The following is a 23,703-nucleotide window of genomic DNA, read 5'->3' on the forward strand; positions in this document are numbered from 1 at the left end:
AAATATAACCGCTTAAAATACCTTGGTTTAAATACAATTACATTCTAGATATACATTTAAAATTACTACAAGCGATTTTTCTTTATAGTATCTATAACATTTCATTGATGTTAAAATCGAAATCGCTTTATTAATTTTCCTCTATTCTCATTTTGCATAGCATGCAAAAAAACCCTTTTTTTAAAAAGGGTTTTTTGTCGTATTTGTATATTTGTGTGATTGTGTAATTTAATCTTCTAATTTTGTAATCCAATTTAACGAATCTGCTACTTTACCGTTTTGGATTCCTGTTAATGTATCATATAATTTTTGGGATAATTCGCCGGTTTCACCGTTGTTGATAACCATTTGTTCCTCTTTCCAATAAAATTCACCAATTGGAGAAATAACAGCAGCTGTTCCTGTTCCAAACGCTTCTTCTAATTGACCCGCTTTATACGCATCGTAAACTTCTTGCATCGAAATACGACGCTCTGTTACTGGAACATTCCAATATTGCAATAATTCAATAATTGAAGCACGAGTAATCCCTTGAAGAATGCTGCCACTAAGAGCCGGTGTAACCACTTCACCGTTAATTTTGAAGAATACGTTCATACTTCCTACTTCTTCAACATATTTCTTCTCTACACCGTCTAACCAAAGAACTTGTGAGTACCCTGACTTCTCAGATATTTCCTGTGCTTTTAAGCTAGAAGCGTAGTTACCGCCTGTTTTAGCTTCACCTGTTCCACCTCTAACAGTACGGGCAAAGTCTGTTTCCACCGCGATTTTAACTGGTTTAATTCCTTCTTTATAATAAGAACCTACTGGTGACATAATAATAATAAATTTATAACGATCCGACGGTGATACACCTAAGTATGGCTCCGTTGCAATAATAAATGGACGGATGTATAAAGATGTACCTTCTTCTTGCGGAATCCAATCACGATCGACACGAATTAACTCTTTCAATGCTTTTAAAGCGAATTCTACATCTATCTCTGGAATACATAAACGTTCGTTTGATCTATTTAAGCGTTCAAAATTCTTTTCTGGACGGAATAAAAGAACTTCTTCCTCTTCTGTCAAATAAGCTTTTAACCCTTCAAAAACAGATTGTCCATAGTGAAAAATCATTGCCGATGGCTCTAATGTGAGCGGTTGATAAGGAACGATTCTTGGATCATGCCATCCTTGTCCTTGCATATAATCCATAATAAACATATGATCGGTAAAATTTTTACCAAATTGAAGTTGATCCGCTTGCGGCTTTTCCTTTTTTGTTGTGCTAAGCGTGATTGCCAATTCTTGTTCCTTCATTACCAAGACCCCTTGTTGATTTAATTTACTAGACTTTTGATTAAAATCTGTATTAATTATTTTACTCCTTCCATGAAGTAAAGTTCAACCCTTATATCACAAAATTTTCGGAAAATTTTCATTCTCAATTTGTAAATAGACTGAGGAATATAAAGAAATTCACTTGTTATATATATACATTCATTTATACTAGTACAGGTGAATTGTTATATAACAAGCGAAACAACTATAGTTTTTTTAAAAAAAAATCACCTGTAACATCATTTTATAATAGCTTTTTAGTAACACAGATGACATAATAATTTGGGTGAAGTTAATTGTACTATATCAATAGGAGTTTGTTTCACAAATTTACAAATGATTGAATTTAAAAGAACAACAAGGGGGTACAAGATGGGTTACAATAGTCCACAAGAAATGGCGAATATCGCCGTAAAAACAGGGGTAAAGAAAGTTTCAATGCCACTTTTAAGCATTCTCATTTTAGGTTTTTTAGGTGGCGCTTACATTTCATTAGGATACTTATTTCATATTCGCGTCGTTGCCGATTTACCGCATGAATGGGGTACACTGAATGCTTTAATCGGAGGCGCAGTCTTCCCGCTAGGCTTAATTCTTACAATCATCGCTGGTGGTGAATTATTAACGGGAAATATGATGGCTGTTCCAATGGCCGCACTCGCTAAAAAAGTTACAGTTAAACAACTGACAATCAACTGGACATTAATTACCATCACCAACTTTATTGGTGCTGTTTTTGTTGCCTATTTTTTCGGACATCTACTTGGATTAACAGGATCAGGCGTCTACTTAGAAAAAACGATTTATACAGCAACAGCTAAGGTGGAAGATAGTTTTTGGATGGCTTTTATCTCGGCCGTTGGTTGTAACTGGCTTGTTGGACTAGGGGTATGGATTACTTATAGTGCAGAAGATACTGCTGGAAAAATTATGGGTATGATTTTCCCAATTGTCGCATTCGTAGCTATCGGTTTTCAACACGTTGTGGCCAATATGTTTATCATTCCAGCTGCAATTTTTGCAGGAGCCTTAACGTGGACGGACTACTTCAGTAATTTCGTACCGGTATTTTTAGGAAACGCAGTTGGAGGCGGCATTTTAGTAGCCGGTTTATTCTTCGGAGCATATATCCATTCTAATAAGAAGAAAACAGAAGAAAAAGAAAGAGAAGATGTCTCTTACTTGAAGAAAACATCTTAAGCTTATATTCAAAACAAGGCCTCTATCGTAACGATAGAGGCTTTGTTTTGGGATTCACTTGTATGATGATATGTACACATACAACTTATTTTACTATTCTTCTGCAAAAACGGATAAGCCGTTTCCAGAAACTCCTTTTCACCGGCTTTATGTTTACACTCTTCTGTTTTTTTTCTATATAAATATTATCTCGATCAATGGCGAACTCTTCTGCAAAAACTAACCCTAGGTCAGAGTTGTGATCTTTATTTAACACAATTTTATAGTGAATATTGTGAGTCGTTGCCAATTTCACATATTTAATAAGATGAGTATAATTCATATGACCATTTAAAAATACGCACGCTTTCGGATGTTGTTTGAATAATGGAAGAAGTTCTGTGTATACTTCTTTTTCTAGCACTTGTGCTTGAGTAAGCACCACAATAACGCGCTCTCGTAATGAACTAAGGTATTTTCGTCTTTCTGCTGGATTAATTTCCTTCTTTCCATACATCCCCTGCTCTAAATAATCCTCAATATTAGCTTTTACCATATTCTCCACCCCCCATTGTTTACTTCAATGTATGAAATCATCCATAAAGTGTGTTTCCTAAAAACATATCCTGCTTTTATACCTATTTTAACTTCTATTTGTCATCCAGATTCTTTACGATGCATAAAATAAAAGGATTCGCCAATTTAGAAGGATGGGAAAGAGATATGAAGAAATTACTCGTAGTGCTATTATTTTTCGTTTCTTGTTTTGTTTTTTACAGTCCGCCTGCCGGTGCCGCTTCAAAGCAATTGATTATCATTAATAAAACTACTAATCAATTAGCCTATTATGAGAATAATAAACTCACCAAAATTTTTCTCGTTGCGACTGGTAAAAAACCCTCGTACACCCCGGAAGGAAAGTTTAAGATTGTCAACAAAATTGTCAACAGACCGTACTACAAAGAAAACATTAGAGGCGGTGACCCAAGAAATCCTTTAGGGAACAGATGGCTTGGCATTAATGCAAGAAACACGCCGGGTACTACCTATGCCATTCATGGCAATAATAACGCCAGTTCTATTGGTAAATATGTAAGTGCTGGCTGCGTTCGCATGTACAACGAAGATGTAAAATGGCTTTATTCAAAAGTAAAAGTAGGTACGCCTGTTATTATTACAAGCTCGTCTAAATCATTTAAGGCTATTGCCGCTGCTAATGGCTTTAAAGTGACAGGGACCGAAACAATGCCAGTTGGAACAGTCGATACAGTACTAAAAAAAGGAAGTCAAGGTCCTCAAGTTGTTACGCTGCAAAAGAAACTAACCTCACTTGGCTATTCAACAAAAGGAACAGACGGTATATTTGGTTCGAATACAGAAAAGGCCGTTAAAAAGTTTCAAAAGGATAAAAACTTAACCGCGGATGGGGTCGTCGGTTCGCAAACGAGAAAAGCATTAAACTTGAATTAACGCTTTTGTTACTACTCCCTTCAACAAATATGTTATAATTCACCTAGAAATGGTAAATTCTACGCTGTATCTTAATTCTTTTTTATGGAGGTCTTATACATGTACGATGAACTTCTTGTTGGCATTATTAAGGGAGTTTTTGTTGTTGGATCTGTTGCTATGTTCGTTTTGCTCGGCTTTATTAAAGGCCGTCAGTCTTAATTCTCATCTCACAACCAAGAATAATGCATCAGGATTAGCCCATCCATGCGTACGTACCTTCATGACAATCTCTATCATAACTTCGTATACCGCTCCTTCACGTAAGGAGCTTTTTTTTATTTAGCTGTGTTAAAAAGAGCCTATTAATCAACAATATTCATTAACATAGCTTTTAACACAGAAAAAAAGCATGCACACATTGTCATGCTTTCACTCATCTCTTGTTTTTTCCAATACTTGATCAATATCGTATATATGAAACGTATGAAGTTGATTTGCAACCGATTCCGTCTCTATATCTACCGTCGCTAACAATAATTGATCGATATCGATTATTCTCAAATCAAATCTCTCCCCTTTAATTTATGTTCTATTACACGATACGAGATCATGGTTAAACAATGTGGGGGTAACTTCTTTAATGTAATAATTGTTATTTACTTGTTACAGATTTGAAACGAATCTTGTACGCTTTTACGCTACAAATACAGAGTGAAGCATTTTTTCTAATTTATAAAACGTACCGCTACAAATATCAACATAGGGCATGTTGTGAAAAATCGATTTTTTTCCAAGGTGATAATGTTCTTTCTCAGGAGAATATACAATAATCTTTTTCTTTAAAGCAAGCGCATAGCCAATCGTATATAAACTCCCTTTTCCAGCCTTGAGAAACACTAAAATAAAATCAGCCTTTTCTATCATTTGTTCTTCCGATTCATCCGTTTTTACAATATTAGACTTACAAGATGTTTGCCTTATGACATTGGAATCATTCAAACAATTGTAGCCTCGTGTTTTTAGCTTCTTCACTAACGAACGCACTTGCTTTTTATTTTTTTCATCCGTTGCTAAATAATATTGCACAAATATCCCCCCATTAATAAGTCTTATTACTTGTTACCTATATAATTTATTCTTTGCAAAAAACAAAATATCCTTTATAAAAAACAAAAACCTTATCCATATATAGATAAGGTTGAAAATCCGACTAGGATGTTTAGTACTTTTTTCGAAATCGACGTTTAAGCCAAGCCGTTTCGAAAAAGAACATTCTTATATATATTTAGCATCTTCAAACGGTGCATAAAACTGACCTTTTGGTGCCAACATATCTGTCTCCGATACACGTTGTTCTCCATCTATTTCATATGTACCTGCTGGATAGTAATCAAAGTAGCCACTTTCTATATGAAGCTTTACAAAGTATTCGTTCAAATCATCCATTAACTGTTGATATTTTTCACGATTGATTACTTTTCCATATTCATCAACCTGAAAGTTACGGTGAATTGCATCTTGAAGCAGTTCATGATGTGATGCTGTAATATACAAATCAACATCCCCACATTCCATGCATAATAATAGCCCTTCTTCTTTCACTTCCTCATAGGAATCTTGCACAAGTTCTTTTAAAATCGCCTCAATTTGTTCTACATTCACTAAGTCAACTGTCGTTTGCAGCACTTCTACCCCTCCTCATCTAAAATAGTAACGATTCAACAAGATCATTTAACATAGCTAAAGTAATTAAGTAAATTTTATAACGTTCTGCTCAAAAAGTCTTTTCTGAAGTTTTAGAAATAACTGTAAATTTATAAAATCTATAATAATATAAGGAGAACAATTGGCAGAGTAACCAAACTTAAGACCGTACTAATAAATGTTACGCTGGAAACAAATTCTGGTGCTGTGTCAAATTGCAGGGCGTACATCGTCGTATTAGCTGCAGATGGCATCGCCGCAACAATAATCATAATTTGTTTAATGACTTCATCTACAGGGAGAATCAGTGTTAGTAAAAATGCGATTGTTGGCGAAATCGCTAATTTAAGGAACAAAGCAAGCGAAATTCTTCGTACTTTCATTTTTCGCAACGAAATGGTCGCTAACTGCATTCCTAGTACAAGCATTACGGTTGGGATCGCTGCATCCGCCACAAGACTAATAGCTTCCATAATCGGTTTACTTAATGGGATATGGAAGAAATGAAACAGCCAACCCGCTATTGCACCATATACAATCGGCATTCGTCTGACGGCACGAAGCGCAGACTGAATTCCATTTCCTTCAGGACTTCCCTTTGCTGCATAATAAATCCCAATCGTACACATTACAAGCTGTTGACCGACCATCAGGACAATTGCATAATCTAAACCAACAGCACCAAATAATAAGAAAACAACCGGTGTACCATAATTCCCATTATTCATAAATGCAGAAGCCAAAATCAAGCTGCACGTTTCCGTTCGCGAATACGAGCGAATAAACGAAACAATATAGACAATTAAAACGAGCGATATACAAAGAATAAATGTAAAGAAAATTAAAAATAAATAATCCGTATTAAATTCCGTTGTATAAAAAGTGCGAAAAACAAGAAAAGGTGACATTAAATAAACAGACACCGTTGAGATTGCTTTTGGCTCTAAATGAAATTTCTTCTGACCGATAAACCCTAGGACAAATATACCAAAAATAGGCAATAATACACCTAAAAATTCCAATTTCCTCACCTTCACTACTAAAATATTTATATCCAACTCTATCACTTCCTATAACGAAAGTAAAATTAGGCTAGGATACACCCCCTCTTTATACACGCTTAGCATGTCATTAAACCCATTTCATGGTAATATGTATATATGAGTTATGTTACAAATTTTAACATTAATATTCATAACGAAAAGGAGTGTTAAACATGGATGTAAAATTCATGGATATGGCTGTTCAACTAGCGAAAGACAATGTGTTAGCAAAAGGCGGCGGTCCGTTTGGAGCCGTGATTGTTAAAGATGGAAAAATTATCGGTAAAGGATGTAATAATGTCACAACAATAAACGACCCAACAGCCCATGCTGAAGTTCAAGCAATTCGCGATGCATGCAAAAATTTAAATTCCTTCCAACTAGACGATTGTGAAGTGTATACAAGCTGCGAGCCTTGCCCAATGTGTATCGGTGCTTTATACTGGGCACGCCCAAAAGCCGTTTATTATGCTTGTACGAAAGAAGATGCTGCTGCAATCGGTTTCGATGATCAATTTATCTATGAAGAGCTAGAACTCCCCATCCATCAACGCTCCTTGCAAATGAAAAAGCTAGATTCTCCAAACTATGATTTACCGTTTAGAACGTGGGAAACTTTCAGCGATAAAGTAGAATATTAATTCAAAGCTTTGTTAAATAATATTATTGATCACACAAATAAACCAAAAATCAACCGTGTACCATAACAGAGCCTCATTCAAAAGAGATGATGTGACAAAGGAGTGATGAACCGATGGATCAACGTATGTTACAAAAACGAATTAACGTAGCTTCCGGGAAAGAAGCGGCTGATTGTGTCATTAAAAATGGAAAAATTATCGATGTGTTTAACGGAAATATCTTTGAAGGAGATATCGCCATTGTGGACGGTTTTTTTGCCGGCATCGGAACATATACAGGTAAAAAAGAAATCGATGCCGAAGGAAAGTATGTATCACCATCCTTCATTGATGGACATGTTCATATCGAATCCTCCATGGTTCGTCCTTCAGAATTTGCGAAAGCACTGCTTGTGCACGGTGTAACATGTGTCATCGCTGATCCTCATGAGATTGCTAATGTTGCTGGATCAACGGGCATTCAATATATGCTGGACCAATCGGAGCAGCTCCCTTTTGACTTCTACTTTATGCTCCCCTCTTGCGTTCCCGCTACTTCTTTTGAACATGCTGGCGCGACATTAAACAGCTCAGATTTATTACCATTTTATCAGCACCCCCGCGTACTTGGATTAGCAGAAGTAATGAATTATCCAGCTGTCGAAAGTTGTGATGCTGATATGTTACAAAAATTAACAGATGCAAACTCCTTGCATAAAAAAATAGATGGCCATGCTGCGGGATTAACAAACCAACAGCTAAACGTGTACGGGAGTGCTCATATTACAACTGATCACGAAAGTACAACAGCCAAAGAAGCTCAGGCACGACTTCGAAATGGTATGTATTTAATGCTTCGAGAAGGTACCGTTGCCAAAGACTTAATCAATCTTCTTCCCGCTATCAACCAAAATAATATTCACCGCTGCTTGTTTGTCACAGATGACCGTCATCTAGATGATATTCATCGTGAAGGAAGCATCGATTATAATGTTCGCCTCGCCATTACACATGGAATTGAACCGATTAATGCAATTAAAATGGCCTCTATTCATACAGCACAATGTTTTGGATTAGCGAATCAAGGAGCTATTGCTCCTGGATATAAAGCGGACTTTTTATTACTCAATGATTTATCTTCCATTAATATTGATTCGGTTTATAAAAGCGGAGAACTAGTTTGTGCACAAGGTGAACTGATTCATTTTCCAGAAGTACAGCCATTGGGCATAGAAGATTCATTAAAAAATACCGTTCATTTTCATGATTTACAAGCAACGGACTTTGCTATTTCTTTCGCAAATAACTTAGCTAATATTATCGAAATCATCCCAAATAGTCTTATTACAAAACATCTAGTCGAAAAAGTGAATGTTGACGATACAGGTGTATTTCAATATTCAAGCGATATCGATCACTTAACTTTAGCTGTGATTGAACGACATCATCATACAAAAAATATAGGGCTCGGTATTGTGAAAGGCCTCGGATTAAAGTCAGGGGCCATTGCGACAACGGTTGCTCACGACTCTCATAATTTAATCATCGCAGGAACAAACAACGAAGACATGGCGGTAGCTGCTCGAGCAATTAAAGAAATGCAAGGCGGTTTAGTCGTCATTCAGCATGGTAAAGTATTGGCCTCATTATCACTACCGATTGCTGGTTTAATGTCGACCTCCCCCTACCAACAAGTAATTACGAAATTAGCGGAAATAGATCAAGCACTAACCAAATTGAACGCAAGTCAACAATTTAATCCGTTTTTAACACTTGCATTTTTAGCATTGCCTGTCATTCCTGAAATTAAATTAACTGATCAAGGGCTATTCCTCACTTCTTCCTTTTCTCATATTCCAATTGAAGCCGTATCGTCTACTTAACAGAATCAGCTTATGGTGTTCCTCTCTTTTGAGGGCACCTTTTTGACGCTATAATACGAGATACAAAGGAGGGAAATACCTTGACATTCATTGGCTATCTCGGCACATACACAAGAGGAATAAGCAAGGGAATCTATTCATTTACACTTGACCCAAAAACAAGCACAATTAGTCAGCCTCGCTTAGCTGCGACATTAACGGATCCAACTTATTTAGCTATTAGTGATAACAACCAATTTTTATATGCCAACTATAAAGTAGAGGGAAAAGGCGCTATTGCAAGCTTTTCCATTCATCACAATACCGGTGAACTGACTTTATTACATACATCTGAATCTGAAAATGGATCGTATTGCCATATTAGTGTAAACAAGAACAACAACATGCTTGTTGCAGCAAGCTATGGAGACGGACTTATTGAATCCTATCATATTGAGGAAAATGCCGCTCTTAGCCATGTTATATCCACTATTCAACATAGAGGTTCGGGTCCAAACAAAGAGCGACAAGAAAAAGCGCATACTCATTATGCTGGATTCTCCCCTGATGAGCAGTATATCATTGCTGTCGATTTAGGAATCGATTCCATCCTTACATATCGCGTCACACAAGATCAACTTCATGAAGTAAATCGGTTAGCAACAGCTCCTGGCAGCGGCCCAAGACATCTTGTTTTTCATCCAAATCAACAATACGTCTATGTCATGGCCGAGCTTCGTCCGGAAGTCATCGTTCTCCAATTCGAAAAAAACACCGGATGTTTTAAGATGATTCAAAGCATTCGCTCTGTTCCAAGTGATTTCTACGCCAACAATCAAGGAAGTGCGATTTCTATATCGTCTGACGGTCGTTTTGTTTACGCAGCTAATCGCGGTCACGATAGCATTGCAGTGTTTGTTGTTGATAGCGAAACCGGACATCTTACCTTACTACAGCTTATCGGAACAGAAGGACACTGGCCACGTGATTTCGCGCTTGACCCCTCCGAATCCTTTCTTATTGCTACCAATGAAAAGTCAGGGAATATTACTTTATTTGCACGCGATCAGCAAACAGGACGATTAACGCTGCTTCAAGGGAGCGTATCTGTTCCTTATCCGGTATGTGTGAAGTTTCTTTCTCATACCAAACGTTAAAAATTGAAAGGTTGTTTATGCGGAAAAATAAAAGTTTATCTACAATCCAGTTAATTATCGAAAAGAACATCAAAAATCTCAGATTTAGTAAAATCTGAGGGCCTCATATATTGATTATTTAAAAAAAGAGTGTCACTCCATTTATATATCAAATGAGTGTGACAGTCTTTTGTATAACACTGTTGAGCAACGATATAGTTTAATAGAGCCTTCTCGACAGTAAATCGATTTAGTAAAATCCAGGTGAAAAAATACTTTTTTTTCACCTGAAATCTAGCAAGAATTTCTTAACAGCAAAGTCGGTTTCAAACGATGCACGCTTGTGTCTTCTTTTCCTGTTTTATTGATTTGATTAAGCAATAATTCTGCTGCTTGGTTTGCCATTTCTATTGCTGGCTGATTAATCGTTGTTATAGTCGGTGTATAGAAATCAACATATGGAACTTCGTCAATTCCTATAACCGCAACATCATCAGGAATGTTTAAATCGTGTTTTTTCATATATCTTAAAACTTCATTAAGCACGATATCATTTCCTGCTAATATGGCTTGAGGCGGCTTTTTCAATTCAAATAATTCTGAAAGCTTGTCCGAAATTTCTTCAGCATTCGCTGTTTTAATATAATCCCGATTGAATGGTATGCCATGTGATTCAAGCGCCTCTTTGTATCCTTGAATACGTTCAAGACGTGGACTAATATTCCGGATTATAGAAGTAGTTATGATCGCAATGTTTTCATAACCTTTTTCGACAAATCGATCTATGGCTAATTTAGACGCATGCTGATTATCGAGCATAACTGTCGCAATATTTAATTCTTCTATCGCCCGGTCCATAAACACTATTGGAAACTGATCACTCTTCATACGTTTATATAAATCAAGATTGTCCCCTGTGGGAAAAATGATGATTCCATCGACTTGCTTTGCTCTTAGCATTTCTATATAGTTCTTTTCCTTCTCAGGATTATCATCTGCATTACATACAATAATATGAAACCCTTGTTTATAAAAGTAGTTTTCTATAGCACGAATAATTTGTGTAGAAAACGTGTGAAGAATATTGGCAACCACTACTCCAACCGTAAAAGTAGATTTTTGTTTTAAACTTCGCGCTATAATATTAGGTTGATAGTTCAGCTCTTCAATCGTCTCTTCAATTTTTTTTCTCGTTTTTTCACTCATGTACTCGTATCGCTTGTTCAAGTATTGGGAAACTGTGCTTTTCGATACCTTCGCATGTTTGGCGACATCAGTAATTGTAATAGCTTTCATTTCATTCATTCCTATCTTGTGTTTTTGTACCGGTATATATCACCATTTTAGTAAAATCGTTTATGATACATTAACAAATATTCTATTATATTAGGAACGGCTTTACAATCATCTTCCTGTTACACCAAAAACACAATTTCCCAATACCCTCCCATAATCAGTAAGCTGTGATAAAAGGTCCTTTTATTTAGAAAAGCTCCTTTAAAACTCACACACCTGAGTAAGCCATGAAACCACCATCAACTGGCACCGTAATTCCTGTGACAAAACCTGAATAGGATTCATCAGCAAGCCAAAGCAAAGTACCAAGTAAATCTTCAGGTTGTCCAAAGCGTTTCATCGGTGTTGCGGTAATAATTTTATTAGATCGTGCAGTTAGACTGCCATCTTCATTAAGCAGCAGGTCTCGATTTTGCTCTGTCAAAAAGAATCCTGGAGCAATAGCATTTACCCGTAAACCTGCTTCAGCAAAATGAACAGCCATCCACATTGTAAAATTATTAACCGAAGCTTTAGCAGCGCTATAAGCTGGTACCTTGGTCATCGGTGCATAGGAACTCATGGAGGAAAGATTGATTATAGCAGGTGATTCTGCTTCTAATAATGTCTTTCCAAAAACCTGACTTGCTAAAAATGTACCTGTGAAGTTACTGGAAAAAACTTTTGAAAAACCGTTTTCATTCAAGTCAAAAAATGATTTTCCTTCTACATCTTCCTCAAATTTCTCCGAATCCGTAATGGCATCAGGATGATTGCCTCCAGCTCCATTGATTAACAAGTCTATGCGCCCGAACGCTTCAATGACCTTCTCTTTTGCATTCACTAATGAAGTTCTATCCAAAACGTCTGCGGCAATCGCAATGGCTGTACCACCAGCTTGGCTAATAGTTTCGACCACTTGTTGCCCTTTTTCAGCTGTTCTGTTTAAAATGGCTATTTTAACCCCATGACGAGCTAATTCTTCAGCCATTTTTGAACACAATACACCACTTCCACCTGTGATTACGGCTACTCTGCCTGTTAAGTTCTCGTGAATTGGAATCATTGTTTATCACCTACTTTGCTTGATTCATATGCATCCCACAATCCAAGTAAATACATAATTCCTAAAGCTCGGTCGTATAATCCGTAACCTGGGCGACAAACCTCTCCCCAAATGTGACGACCGTGGTCAGGTCTTACATAGCCAGTATAATTTTGCTTGCTTAATTCTTCTACCACACCCTTAACATTAATGGAACCATCTTGTGTATAATGAGATGTTTCCACAAAGTCACCGTTTTCGTAAATTTTCACATTACGAATATGGGAGAAAGGAGCACGATAAGCATACTTCTTAGCTACTTGAACCATATCATTTTCAGGATTCGCTCCCATTGAACCTGTACACATCGTAAATGCATTCGACGGTGAATCAGAAATGGCAATTAATTTCTCGTAACTTGCTTCACCCGTAATGATGCGTGGCAAGCCAAAAATAGACCAAGGTGGATCATCCGGATGAATCGCCATTTTAATCCCGCATGCCTCGGCTACAGGTAATATTTCTTTTAGGAATATCCCCAAATTCTCCCACAGCTTTTCTTCGTCTACACTTTTATAGGCTTCAAATAATTCAGAAATTCGCTCCATCTTTTCTGGTTCCCAACCAGGCAATGTTAAATCGGAAGCTTCTGCTACCGTACGAATTAGCTCTTGTGGATCTAACTTATCCACCTTTGCTTTTTCATAAAATAAAGCTGTTGAACCATCTTCCAAAGGATGGAACATTTCCGTACGAGTCCAATCAAAAATCGGCATAAAGTTATAACAAATGACTTTTACTCCAACCTCTGCAAGGTTACGAATCGTCTCTTTGTAATTTTCGACATACATCATACGGTCTTCATTGCCTAATTTAATGGATTCATGAACATTTACACTTTCCACAACATCTGTGTGAAATCCAAACGACTGGATATACTCGATTTCTTCTTTAATTTCTTCCTTTTCCCATACCTCACCGGCAGGTTTTTGGTGTAAGGCCCAGACAATCCCCTTAACTCCAGGAATTTGTTTAACCTGCTCCAAAGTGACAGTATCATTACCTCTGCCATACCATCTAAATGTAATATTCATCATACACCCCCGTTATTCAGCACTTTTCTGCATATATTTTTTACTTAATTCAACTACGGCTTCATAGCCACCGCTCTGATAGGCTTTATTCAAGTCACTTCCAATTCCAGTTGCTACTGCACCTGCATGTAACCACTCCTTCATGTTGTCCAAATTAATTCCGCCTGTTGGCATAATTCTTACATTAGGCAGCGGACCATTTACAGACTTGATAAAAGACGGTTCAAAGTGATTTGCCGGAAATAGTTTCAGAACATCACAGCCTGCTTCAAGAGCCATAGCCATTTCTCTAATTGTCATACACCCAGGCATATAGGGAATGCCATATCGATTACAAAGCACTGCAACATTTTCGGCAAAATACGGACTCACAATAAAACGAGCACCAGCTAAAATGGCATGACGTGCTGTTTCTGAATCCAATACAGAGCCTGCTCCTAAGAGTGCATCCGTATTTTGCAACTCTTTAAAAACGTCTTCAATTTGTGGAGTGGTATACGTTAATTCGATTGCTCGGATTCCTCCTTCCATAGCAGCTTTAGACAGTTGGATGGCTTCCTCTGCATCCTGCCCCCGAATAACAGCCACAACCTTCGTCTCTGTTATTCGATGAATAATTGAATGTTTATCCATTACCTCTACCCCCTTTAAATATCCTCTTCATTACCTTATCTTTCAATAACATCTTCATTTTGTATGAAAGCCCGCACTTCTTCCAAATATGGCAAGCCTTCGTTATCCCCTAACACAGTCGTGACAAGGGCCCCAACACCGTTTGCGAATGCCAAACGTTCTTCGATTGATAAATCATGAAGATACCCGTAAATGTAACCGGCATCAAAACCGTCTCCCGCACCAACAGTGTCTACCGGAATTACCGGGAATGCTTCTTTCCTATGCCACACCCCATTTGTATACAGCTTCGAACCGTTGGCCCCGTCCTTAATGACAAGCTGATCAATCTTGTTGATATGTGCGAATTCCTCCAAGGATTCTTCAGAGTCAAATCCATTAATCAACCGTATTTCATCAAGTCCTGTTAGCAAAATATCAACATATGGGAAAAGTTCTGCATAAACAGCTCTCGCTTCCTCAATCGTCCATAGCTTCAAGCGGATATTAGGATCAAATGAAACCGGGATATCCTTTTGTTTAGCGATTTCCATAACTCGCTTAGCAATCTCTACATTTTTAGAATCTATAGCCAAAAATACACCTGTAAGATGGACAAGATCAATGTCTTCAAACATCCGATCCGTGATATCTTCTGGCTCTAGAGTTAAAATAGGCGACTGATATCGATAATAAAAAGTCTTCCCTGAACCATCTTCTCGAATTTCTTTGAAATTCAAAGATGTTGGATAACCTTCTACATAAGCTACATCGCCCATATCCACCCCTTCGCCGCGTGCGAAATTATAAATAACACGACCAAACTCATCCTTCCCCAAACGGCTCAGCCACTTTGCCCGCATACCAAGTCGGGCACAGCCAATGGCAAAATTTAGTTCAGCCCCTCCTACTTTACGCTCAAAACGGGTCACAAATCGTAAAGGCCCAGTTTCTGCAGGATTTAACGTAATCATGGCGTCACCTAGTGTTAAAACACCAAATTTTGATGACACTACACTACCTCCTTTGTCAAACATTCACAAATATAAGGGAATATTTGATCCTATCTCATGATTTTAATTTTTTAATTAAATTTATAAACCGATTTAGTAAATTACTAAACCGGTTTATAAAAGAGTTTAGTGAAATTGTAAATGAAAAATCTATTAAATACAACAAATAAATTAAAAAATTCGTATTTTTTGTACTTAAGCATTTTTTCTGTCCTGATTTTCTACTTTTTGTTGGCGCTGTTAAACTATATTGTTAATCAAATGATGTGTAAGCTTATTGCGTGCGAAACCGCAATTTCACACGCTTTTCACTTCTCAATATGTAATCTTTCTTGAGAATAGAGTATCTTCATTTAAAAGATCAAAAGAACGAATCGGAACAATTATTATTCTTTCCTGTAAAAATTAACTTATTCTAAAAACCTTACACCAATGAATAAATTGGAATATTTAACATAAATTGATTGATTTACCTCTATTAGCTGACATTTCAATGAAATCTGCCTGGATAAGAGTACATCTCCGTCCTCACTTCAATCGACAAAATGCATCTAAAAAATGGGTTAAAATCCTCGCGGTCAGTCCCCAAATCACGCGATTTTCATACCGATAAAAATATTCATCCATTTTTCGCGGCTGCCAGTCATAGTTTTTACCTCCAATGATTAAATCAAGAGGAAACTGCTCGTCAAGCTCAATCTTATAGTTCACTTGAAAAATTCTAGGTGGATGTTCAATAAAAAACGCTAATGGAACCGTAAAAATAGAAGCTACTTCAGCTTGGTTTACTTGAATATTATCGAGATTATGTATATAACCAGCAAAGGGGGTTATCTTTGTTCCAAATGGTGTCACAATATAATCTAACGGATAAAGGTCGCCAATATCACGCCGATTTAATCCAAGTTCCTCCATCGTCTCACGAATGGCTGTCTGTTTTTCATCACGGTCATCATGATCCACTCTTCCGCCCGGAAAACAAATGTCTCCCGGCTGACGCTTCAATGTATGAGCTCGCTCTTCAAAAAGAATATGAAGCCCATCTTCTTTCTCAACGAGCGGCAATAGAACCGCGAATTCAGAAAATGTTTCACTTCCTAATATAGAAGGTTTATGTGCTGCTAATCTTTTGTTCAATTCTCCTGCATCCATCCATTTCACCTCATTTATTACTATACCTCTATTGTATACTGCTTATAGTACCAAGTCTAAATTTTATGCAATCAAAAAAACCGCAGCATTATATAGCTACGGTTTACTCAACATTCGATTTCATTACAACACTTTTAATAATTTTTTCACAAGCTCCGATGTTTTACATTCATGAACATTGCCTAAATTAACAACTTGAATTTGTTCAAATCGTTCTGAATCAATACAATTACGCGTATCAAAAATCATTTTCCGGTTCATTTGCTGAGATAAAATATCCAAATCCATGTCTTTAAATTCTTGATGATCAGTTAAAAGCAAGATAAGGTCAGCTTGATGAACCGCTTCTTCCGCCGATACGACCGGCATTTTACTCAACGGAATATGCGGATCATGAAAAGTGAGCTCAATATTTTTTTGCTTCATTAATAAGTTAATAACTTCAATGGCAGGACTTTCTCGTAAATCATCCACATTTCCTTTATAAGAAAGACCAAAGACAGCAATCTTCGGAAACTGCAGATGTCTAAGCAACATATTAACGCAATCGACAATATACTGTGGCATTGTCCTATTTGTTTCACGAGCTAGTTCAATGATTTTAGCAGATTCAGGGGCTTCGGCAACAATAAAATGTGGATCAACCGCTAAGCAATGCCCCCCTACCCCAGGCCCTGGCTGATGAATATTCACACGAGGATGTTTATTCGCCATTGCAATTACATCAAGTGCATTGATGTTTAACTCAAAACAAATTTTAGCTAATTCATTGGCAAGAGCAATATTTACATCACGAAACGTATTTTCCATCAGCTTGGCCATTTCAGCAGTACTTGCATTCGTCCGAATAATTTCTCCTTTAACAAAGGTTTCATATACAGCAGCACCTGCATTCGTACAAGCTTCTGTAATGCCGCCGACCACTCGATTGTTATACACCAATTCATGGAAAATGCGTCCGGGTAATACACGTTCAGGACAGTGAACGACATACAAATCTTCACCAATCATATAACCTGCTTTTTCTAATAAAGGAGCAATCTGATCTTCCATGCTTCTTGGAGCAATTGTCGATTCAATAATGATTGTATTTCCTTTTTGAATAAACGGGAGAATCTGTTTCATCGCTTGTAACACATGGGTTAAATCACATGATCTATGTACATCCTTTTTATTTGGCGTTGGCACAGCAATTAAGAATACATCGGCTGCTTCCGGCGTTACTGAAGCACGAAACTTTCCGCTTTCAACGACTTCTGTTAAAGACTCCTGCAATCCAGGTTCTTCAATATGAATCTTACCATCATTTAATTGATTAATAATTTCTGGTACAAGATCCACACCTACCACTTCTACTCCATGTTTAGCAAACATAATTGAAGTTGGTAACCCAATATACCCTAATCCCATTGTGCATAATTTCATCTCTTCCCCACTCCTCATGATTTATATATGAATCTACTACTTTAGGCTGATTCGTAAATCTCAATGAAGACTTCTTTTTCTTTTTTCCAATTATATTTTTCACGAGCATGTAAACAATTTACACTCATTCGCTCACGAACTTCGGGATGATTCAATAAATAATTGACACCTTCAGCAATGGATGCCGGCTCATGTGAATCAACACAAACACCAATTTTCTCCTCTTCTACAACTTTCTGAATTTCCGGAAAACTACAAGCAATAACTGGCACTCCGCTCATCATATATTCAAACAGCTTATTAGAAGAGGCTGAATAATGATTGAAACAAACATTATTTAATACTTGGAATCCTAAGTAAGCATGCTTCGTATAATGAAGAAGTTCATCCACCGGTACTTTCGGAATAAATTTAATACGATGTTCAAGATTTCGTTCCGCAACCATATTGACTAACTCCGGCTTTAGCCGACCATCTCCAATGAACACAACCGTACCTCTTTCCATCATCGGAACCGCTTCAACAATCTTCTCTAACCCTCGTCCAGTTTGGATGCCCCCTTGATACAAGAGAATCGGTTCATCTTGTTCAATTTGCAATAATTCTGCCAAATTAATAGCCGAGCTTTTCTCAGGGTTAGTTGGAATTGGGTAATTATGAACAACATTTGGATAATGTCCATAACGATCATCGTGATATTTAGCACGCGTATGATTTTCGGTAATGATTTCATCGACGAACCATAATAAAACTCGTTCCATTATGCCGTAAATAGGACTGTTATATCCCGTTCGACTCGTTTGGACTTCATGAGAATCATAAATGAGCTTTTTACGGCGAAGCCACTTAGCTGAGAGTACACCTTGCATAAGCGTGTTTAAATCATTCGAGTGATAGAAATCATATTTCTTTTTTCGACCATATCGCACCATTTGGTTAAAAATATAACCTCGAACCATTAATGTTGGAATTTTTGTTTTCGTTAGTGCAAAGATCAAGATCCCTGCTAAAGCAAGCAAACTAAAATAGATGGTTACTCCAAACCAATTTGTAATCACTTCAAGATTCAATAAAATATTGAAAGTAATTAAAAACAGGAGCATCATTTCAATTTTTTTCTTCTTCACTTTTTTAATGAAACGAATGACACGAAGAAGCGAATTCATCCGATTATTGACTCGGATAACCCGAAAACCGTTGGGATGCTGCTCCTCTTTTGCTAACTGTTCATCTTTCCAATCATGAATCGCAATTAAATCTACTTCATAGCCAACTTCCGTTAATGCCGAGCATTCTCTAAGCACCCTGGCATCATTTGTGAAGTGGTTCCAAACAAACATGCATACTTTTTTAGACATCTTAGCCTCCAAGAATATGATTTACTGAGCTTCTAATATGTGGCGTAATCTTTCGATATTATGATTCCAGTAAAAATGTTGTTTAGCATATTGATAGCCATTGTTTCCAAAAAGGGTCATTAACCCTCGATTTTGAGCCAACATCACGATATGATCTGCAATTTGCTCAACACTTCTATTTTCAGCTATAAGCCCGCATCGCGCTCCTCGAATCACGTTTGCTGCAAAGCCTGCCACATCAGCGACAATCGGCTTGCCGACACACATATAATCAATGATTTTCCCTGGCAATACTTTATCAAAAACCGATTTCTCTACTAAACTAACATAGGCAATATGAGCAGCCGCTAATTCCTGAAGAGTCGCTTTTCTGCTTTTCGCTTGAGTGAAAGTAATATTGTTCAGCCCTCTTGCCTTTATTTCGGTTTCCACTTCATTTTTTCGAAAACCATATCCGATAATGACAAACTCAATGTTTGGATATTCCTTTAAACGTTCCGCAACGCTAAGCAGTTTCAAAATATCTTGCGCTAAACCAATATTCCCGGTATACATCACCTTTATTTTTTCTTCTGATAATGGTGGAGGACGGAGAGCAAGATTCAATTCTTCACTTGTTAAAGAGTTTGGAATAAAACGAATTCGCTGTGCCTCTACTCCTTTTTCCTGAATATACTCTTTGAAAATCGGGCTATTAATGATAATTTGATCAGATGCTTTGTATAATTTTTTTTCGAACCAATAAGCTCCTTTTAACACGGCTTTATTAGTAAATGCCCCCACCCCCAATAAACTCTCCGGCCATAAATCTCGAACATCGGTAATAAGTTTCGCCTTCATTTTCCGTTTCGCAATCATGCCTGCCACACTCGGAAAAATAGGCGGTGTGGAGATAAATACATAATCGTATTTTTTCTTTAGCTTGAAGATTGTCAAAATAAATAAAAACATCGATTCTAAGTAATGAAATAGACGAAACCAAATACTACTTGTGTACTTTTTTATTTTTGCCGGGTGAATTCTAATTACATCCTGTTCAATATCCTCTTCATCCCAAAACTGTTCATCTTGATACAAATTCTGATTAGGGTAACTCGGATTCATCGTTAATACGGTCACTTCATATCCGCTTCTCTTTAAATGCAAATATATATTTTTTAAGCGATTTGCGCCGCTCCCAATTTCAGGATAAAAATTTTGGACAATCATTAGGATGCTTTTCATAAAAACCCTATCACCTCTATTCCTCCAATATTTGTAATCTAACTTCAGTATAATGAGCGAATATGTAGCACGTATTAATGGAGAATAAAGAAATGTTTAACAATATGAAAGTTTTATTGAAGATTTGTGAATGTGGAATAAAATTGAAATATTTGAATCAAATACAATAACTTTCTCATCATACAGCTTAAATTTTTACAAAATCATAAAAAAACGCCTGGAAGAGTATCCTCCAAACGTTTTTCCCTAGAATTATGCTAATTTTTTCTTTACACTATCAATGACTGCACGCCACATGTTCGGATCAGTTGTAATCGTTTGTTTAAATTCACGATACATATTTTTCTGCCTTTCTTCAAAATCAGGTGAATCGCTTGCTGGCAAATCATTTCTTAACGATGTAACAAGCTGCTGAATCTCATCTGCTCTCGGTCCCCAAACGCGAACTTCATTTCCTTCTTGATCAATAAAAACAAAAATTGGAATTGAACGTGACGTTCCATTCGTCAAATATTGATTCATTAATTCCAAATTTTCATCTCGAATAAGGAAGCGCAATTCAATATCACTTACTTCAGCCATTCTTTGAATAATCGGCACGTTCAATACTGCATCTCCACACCAATCCGCTGTTAGTACAATCCCTCGCCAGTTGCGCTGACGAAGGTCCGTTAAGAAACGTTGATCTTCGTCATTTAATCGTACCTTCTCATAAACTGCCGTTACTTCAGCTTGATTCACTTGCATACTTGTACGATATTGTTCAAATGTTTGGCCTTTTTCAAACCATTTATTTAATGTCATATGTCCACTCCTTTTTCTTTATATACGAACACCCTAATCGTAACAGGTTCTTGCATTCATTTGCTAACGAAACAATTCGGCTACTCTTGCCACTGAGGGACCTTATCATCTTCATCAAACTCGATAATAACATGGGTTACGCCTCTTTCATTCAAAATAGCGGACCTTAAACGATCTTTAATATCATCCGCTTTCGCAAGCGTAATGGAAGCATCGAGTTCTATCTCCAATTCAACGTGAAAGTCTTCCCCTTCTTTAATGACCAGCAGTTCTTGAATATCACGCACATCTGGATCATCCATCACCATCTGCCCAATTTTCAACTGCATATCATAATCTGCCTCACCTAGAGCCCCAGCTGCATTATCCAGAAATACTCGTCCAACTACAAAGAACATCATAAGACCAATGATGGCAGAAGCAAACCCCTCCGCTGTATCAAATGGTGTAAACCTGGCTAACAAAATCGCAATAATGGCTAATAAACCACCTGATGTGGCTACCGCATCTTCCATAAACACAAGCTTGGTCGCTGGTTTTGCACGCTTCAGTGCTCCAAAGCTTTTGTATAAAACCGACAAGCCCTTTGCTTCCGTTCCTGTTTCATGCAGCACTTCTTTCATTGCCTTATACAGTACATACATTTCTAAAATAACAGCAATCGATAATACTGATAAGTTGATTAAAATACCTTCTGATTCCACTGGATGCAAAATATGATGAATCCCTTCTTTAATCGTTTCATACGACATAATCCCAACAATTAATACCGCACCTAATAAAACAAGATTGACTAGTCGCCCAAATCCATTAGGAAATCGATCTGTTGGCGACTTCTTACTTAACGCAGATCCAATAAATACAAACAATTGATTGGCCGCATCGCCTAAACTATGTAAGGTTTCAGCAAACATCGCCACATTGCCCGTAATAGAAAAAGCTACCCCTTTTAAAATCGCAATAATCGTGTTCACACAAGCTGCAATAAAAGCGGATTTGTTCCCCTTTTTCAACAACTGAAATAATTCTCTCATCCGTGGTAGTCCCTTCTTGTTTGGTTTATCGAAAGTTATTATCTCCAGAACAAAGGAAAAGAGTACCGTTTTTTTTTTGCGATAATTTATTTTTAATTCTTGTATGGTTTTAGAATTTATTTTGCCAATTATTCCATTCCTTAGCCGTGGAAGCGGTCAGTTTACCGTTTGAATCCCGTGCAAATTATTAATTTCAGCAAAGTTCATGTTAAGACGTTAAAACACTCCATTTTTATTTGGGGAGTTCTCTGGTATAGATTGACCAATATCCCATAATTCCACAATTCGGTCATCCTGAAAGCGGAAGATATGAACAACAGCCCCGCCAAAGTCATTAGGATTCTGTTTGACATGAGAGTGAACTACAACGGTCTCGTTCTCTTCGATAGCAAGTTTAACCTCAAGTGTCTTGTGGGGATTTTGGGCTGCACTCTCTTCCATCGCTAGCATTAATGAATCAGCATCTCCGGGAAAAAAGGGATTATGATGGCGAAAGCCAGGGCCAATGTGTCTCTGATATGCTTCACGAACTCTCCCCGATGCTACGAGTTGTAGAAACGACACTGCTTTCTCTTTATTATTGAGTGTCGTTTCAGACTGGTGTTCCGTATTCATCTTAATCAGCCTCTCATTTCATTTTTAGGATTTATTACATTTTAGAATTAAATGCATTTTAAAGGTATTATTCAAGTAAGCTTATTTAATACTTCTTTTGCCGCACGTTCTCCTGATTGTATGGCGCCTTCCATATAAAATTTCCATTCATCTGCCGTTTCCGTACTCGCCCAATGAATTGGTCCAATAGGTTGATGCAGCCATTCACCGAAGGAAGTAATAATTTCTGGAGGAAAATGAGCCGCATATCCCCCTCGAATCCAGGGTTCCTCTGTCCAATCTTTTTCATAAAACTCAATTGGTTGCTCAGCTTTCGGACCGAACAAGAGCCCTATTTCTTTTAACACCGTTTCCTTTCGGCGTTGCTTTTCAAGTTGGGCCAATTCCTTTGCGTATCTTCCTCCAGAGAGCACCGTTAAAACACCTTTCCTCCCATCAATTGGCGAACTATCTGCAACAAGCCGAATTAGCCCTCTATCGCACTGTGCGTGGCCGTTTAAACCTTCCTCTCTCCAAAACGGCTTGTCATAAATAAGAATCATCTTAATAACAGAAGATTGATTAATCTTCCCAGTTATTATACCTCGCCCCGCTGGAAGAGGCGGATTATATTTAATGCGACCGCTAGCAGCTGGCGGAACAGCGACAATTACTTTTTTTGCCTTCCACACTTGTTTTTCAGTAAAAACAAGAGCGCCATTTTCACCGTATTCAATTCTTTTTACTGGCG

Annotated in this window: 24 protein-coding genes; 5 read left to right on the top strand and 19 right to left on the bottom strand. The window is 37.3% G+C overall.

From position 1 onward, the window contains the following. Positions 1–228: 228 nt before the first annotated feature. On the bottom strand, positions 229–1,305 hold the full coding sequence (locus tag V7068_RS06090) for a branched-chain amino acid aminotransferase (RefSeq protein WP_499711558.1): 1,077 nt from the start codon (positions 1,303–1,305) through the stop codon (positions 229–231). Positions 1,306–1,698: 393 nt separating this feature from the next. Between V7068_RS06090 and V7068_RS06095 the strand changes: the two genes are divergently transcribed. Further along, positions 1,699–2,526, top strand: a complete 828-nt coding sequence (locus tag V7068_RS06095) for a formate/nitrite transporter family protein (protein ID WP_499711559.1) — start codon at positions 1,699–1,701, stop codon at positions 2,524–2,526. A gap of 85 nt (positions 2,527–2,611) precedes the next feature. On the opposite strand, the gene V7068_RS06100 is transcribed toward V7068_RS06095, so the two are convergent. Next, positions 2,612–3,061, bottom strand: coding sequence for a YueI family protein (locus V7068_RS06100; protein WP_499711560.1), 450 nt, complete (start codon positions 3,059–3,061; stop codon positions 2,612–2,614). 167 nt (positions 3,062–3,228) lie between these two features. Here V7068_RS06100 and V7068_RS06105 point away from each other — a divergent pair, with 167 nt between their 5' ends. Further along, the gene (locus tag V7068_RS06105) at positions 3,229–3,975 is read left to right on the top strand and encodes a L,D-transpeptidase family protein (RefSeq protein WP_499711561.1); all 747 of its coding nucleotides are present in this window, start codon (positions 3,229–3,231) and stop codon (positions 3,973–3,975) included. A gap of 411 nt (positions 3,976–4,386) precedes the next feature. On the opposite strand, the gene V7068_RS06110 is transcribed toward V7068_RS06105, so the two are convergent. From V7068_RS06110 to V7068_RS06125, 4 genes are all read right to left on the bottom strand, one after another. After that, positions 4,387–4,518 carry a hypothetical protein gene (locus V7068_RS06110; protein ID WP_257467232.1) on the bottom strand — a complete coding sequence of 44 codons (132 nt, stop codon included), beginning with the start codon at positions 4,516–4,518 and terminating at the stop codon, positions 4,387–4,389. A gap of 132 nt (positions 4,519–4,650) precedes the next feature. Beyond that, positions 4,651–5,043, bottom strand: coding sequence for a nucleoside 2-deoxyribosyltransferase (locus V7068_RS06115; RefSeq protein WP_499711562.1), 393 nt, complete (start codon positions 5,041–5,043; stop codon positions 4,651–4,653). A 189-nt stretch (positions 5,044–5,232) separates the two neighbouring features. Further along, a complete protein-coding gene (locus tag V7068_RS06120) occupies positions 5,233–5,643 on the bottom strand; it encodes a hypothetical protein (RefSeq protein WP_499711563.1) in 411 nt (136 codons plus the stop codon). A 137-nt stretch (positions 5,644–5,780) separates the two neighbouring features. Then, positions 5,781–6,683 (bottom strand): AEC family transporter, encoded by a 903-nt coding sequence (locus V7068_RS06125; protein WP_499711583.1) that lies wholly within the window; start codon positions 6,681–6,683, stop codon positions 5,781–5,783. Positions 6,684–6,877: 194 nt separating this feature from the next. Here V7068_RS06125 and V7068_RS06130 point away from each other — a divergent pair, with 194 nt between their 5' ends. The 3 genes from V7068_RS06130 to V7068_RS06140 all read left to right on the top strand — a co-directional run bounded on the left by V7068_RS06130 (position 6,878) and on the right by V7068_RS06140 (position 10,343). Further along, a complete protein-coding gene (locus V7068_RS06130; RefSeq protein ID WP_499711564.1) occupies positions 6,878–7,345 on the top strand; it encodes a nucleoside deaminase in 468 nt (155 codons plus the stop codon). A 113-nt stretch (positions 7,346–7,458) separates the two neighbouring features. Next, positions 7,459–9,207, top strand: coding sequence for an adenine deaminase (ade, locus tag V7068_RS06135; RefSeq protein ID WP_499711565.1), 1,749 nt, complete (start codon positions 7,459–7,461; stop codon positions 9,205–9,207). A gap of 53 nt (positions 9,208–9,260) precedes the next feature. Beyond that, complete coding sequence (locus tag V7068_RS06140; RefSeq protein WP_499711584.1) at positions 9,261–10,343, top strand: lactonase family protein; 1,083 nt, start codon at positions 9,261–9,263, stop codon at positions 10,341–10,343. A 273-nt stretch (positions 10,344–10,616) separates the two neighbouring features. On the opposite strand, the gene V7068_RS06145 is transcribed toward V7068_RS06140, so the two are convergent. From V7068_RS06145 to V7068_RS06205, 13 genes are all read right to left on the bottom strand, one after another. Further along, positions 10,617–11,618 (bottom strand): LacI family DNA-binding transcriptional regulator, encoded by a 1,002-nt coding sequence (locus V7068_RS06145; protein ID WP_499711566.1) that lies wholly within the window; start codon positions 11,616–11,618, stop codon positions 10,617–10,619. Positions 11,619–11,826: 208 nt separating this feature from the next. Beyond that, positions 11,827–12,663 (bottom strand): SDR family oxidoreductase, encoded by an 837-nt coding sequence (locus V7068_RS06150; RefSeq protein WP_499711567.1) that lies wholly within the window; start codon positions 12,661–12,663, stop codon positions 11,827–11,829. Beyond that, a complete protein-coding gene (gene uxuA, locus V7068_RS06155) occupies positions 12,660–13,736 on the bottom strand; it encodes a mannonate dehydratase (protein WP_499711568.1) in 1,077 nt (358 codons plus the stop codon). Before uxuA ends, V7068_RS06150 begins: the two co-directional genes overlap by 4 nt. Before the next feature lie 12 nt (positions 13,737–13,748). Beyond that, entirely contained in the window at positions 13,749–14,369 is a 621-nt protein-coding gene (locus V7068_RS06160; RefSeq protein WP_499711569.1) for a bifunctional 2-keto-4-hydroxyglutarate aldolase/2-keto-3-deoxy-6-phosphogluconate aldolase, read from the bottom strand. Positions 14,370–14,404: 35 nt separating this feature from the next. Next, positions 14,405–15,361 (bottom strand): sugar kinase, encoded by a 957-nt coding sequence (locus V7068_RS06165; protein WP_499711570.1) that lies wholly within the window; start codon positions 15,359–15,361, stop codon positions 14,405–14,407. Positions 15,362–15,889: 528 nt separating this feature from the next. Continuing rightward, positions 15,890–16,513: an NUDIX hydrolase gene (locus tag V7068_RS06170; protein ID WP_499711571.1), complete on the bottom strand. Its 624-nt coding sequence runs from the start codon at positions 16,511–16,513 to the stop codon at positions 15,890–15,892. Between the two features lie 123 nt (positions 16,514–16,636). After that, positions 16,637–17,938: a nucleotide sugar dehydrogenase gene (locus tag V7068_RS06175; RefSeq protein ID WP_499711572.1), complete on the bottom strand. Its 1,302-nt coding sequence runs from the start codon at positions 17,936–17,938 to the stop codon at positions 16,637–16,639. A 41-nt stretch (positions 17,939–17,979) separates the two neighbouring features. After that, on the bottom strand, positions 17,980–19,296 hold the full coding sequence (locus V7068_RS06180; RefSeq protein ID WP_499711573.1) for a glycosyltransferase: 1,317 nt from the start codon (positions 19,294–19,296) through the stop codon (positions 17,980–17,982). Positions 19,297–19,317: 21 nt separating this feature from the next. Next, positions 19,318–20,520: a glycosyltransferase family 4 protein gene (locus V7068_RS06185; RefSeq protein WP_499711574.1), complete on the bottom strand. Its 1,203-nt coding sequence runs from the start codon at positions 20,518–20,520 to the stop codon at positions 19,318–19,320. 252 nt (positions 20,521–20,772) lie between these two features. Further along, entirely contained in the window at positions 20,773–21,324 is a 552-nt protein-coding gene (locus tag V7068_RS06190) for a thioredoxin family protein (RefSeq protein WP_499711575.1), read from the bottom strand. Positions 21,325–21,404: 80 nt separating this feature from the next. Further along, the gene (locus V7068_RS06195) at positions 21,405–22,358 is read right to left on the bottom strand and encodes a cation diffusion facilitator family transporter (protein WP_499711576.1); all 954 of its coding nucleotides are present in this window, start codon (positions 22,356–22,358) and stop codon (positions 21,405–21,407) included. 216 nt (positions 22,359–22,574) lie between these two features. Beyond that, positions 22,575–22,973 carry a nuclear transport factor 2 family protein gene (locus tag V7068_RS06200; protein WP_499711577.1) on the bottom strand — a complete coding sequence of 133 codons (399 nt, stop codon included), beginning with the start codon at positions 22,971–22,973 and terminating at the stop codon, positions 22,575–22,577. A gap of 71 nt (positions 22,974–23,044) precedes the next feature. After that, on the bottom strand, positions 23,045–23,703 hold a 659-nt coding region (locus V7068_RS06205; RefSeq protein ID WP_499711578.1), incomplete at its 5' end, for a flavin monoamine oxidase family protein.

This window comes from Bacillus sp. JJ634 (assembly GCF_036962285.1).
Taxonomy (GTDB): Bacteria; Bacillota; Bacilli; order Bacillales; family DSM-1321; genus Peribacillus; species Peribacillus asahii_A.

Coding starts and splice junctions, on each gene's coding strand:
- V7068_RS06130 (WP_499711564.1), top strand. CDS start 6,878: ATGGATGTAAAATTCATGGATATGGCTGTTCAACTAGCGAAAGACAAT.
- V7068_RS06095 (WP_499711559.1), top strand. CDS start 1,699: ATGGGTTACAATAGTCCACAAGAAATGGCGAATATCGCCGTAAAAACA.
- uxuA (WP_499711568.1), bottom strand. CDS start 13,736: ATGAATATTACATTTAGATGGTATGGCAGAGGTAATGATACTGTCACT.
- V7068_RS06145 (WP_499711566.1), bottom strand. CDS start 11,618: ATGAAAGCTATTACAATTACTGATGTCGCCAAACATGCGAAGGTATCG.
- V7068_RS06150 (WP_499711567.1), bottom strand. CDS start 12,663: ATGATTCCAATTCACGAGAACTTAACAGGCAGAGTAGCCGTAATCACA.
- ade (WP_499711565.1), top strand. CDS start 7,459: ATGGATCAACGTATGTTACAAAAACGAATTAACGTAGCTTCCGGGAAA.
- V7068_RS06105 (WP_499711561.1), top strand. CDS start 3,229: ATGAAGAAATTACTCGTAGTGCTATTATTTTTCGTTTCTTGTTTTGTT.
- V7068_RS06175 (WP_499711572.1), bottom strand. CDS start 17,938: ATGAAATTATGCACAATGGGATTAGGGTATATTGGGTTACCAACTTCA.
- V7068_RS06160 (WP_499711569.1), bottom strand. CDS start 14,369: ATGGATAAACATTCAATTATTCATCGAATAACAGAGACGAAGGTTGTG.
- V7068_RS06185 (WP_499711574.1), bottom strand. CDS start 20,520: ATGAAAAGCATCCTAATGATTGTCCAAAATTTTTATCCTGAAATTGGG.
- V7068_RS06090 (WP_499711558.1), bottom strand. CDS start 1,305: ATGAAGGAACAAGAATTGGCAATCACGCTTAGCACAACAAAAAAGGAA.
- V7068_RS06100 (WP_499711560.1), bottom strand. CDS start 3,061: ATGGTAAAAGCTAATATTGAGGATTATTTAGAGCAGGGGATGTATGGA.
- V7068_RS06190 (WP_499711575.1), bottom strand. CDS start 21,324: ATGACATTAAATAAATGGTTTGAAAAAGGCCAAACATTTGAACAATAT.
- V7068_RS06170 (WP_499711571.1), bottom strand. CDS start 16,513: ATGGATGCAGGAGAATTGAACAAAAGATTAGCAGCACATAAACCTTCT.
- V7068_RS06180 (WP_499711573.1), bottom strand. CDS start 19,296: ATGTCTAAAAAAGTATGCATGTTTGTTTGGAACCACTTCACAAATGAT.
- V7068_RS06200 (WP_499711577.1), bottom strand. CDS start 22,973: ATGAATACGGAACACCAGTCTGAAACGACACTCAATAATAAAGAGAAA.
- V7068_RS06195 (WP_499711576.1), bottom strand. CDS start 22,358: ATGAGAGAATTATTTCAGTTGTTGAAAAAGGGGAACAAATCCGCTTTT.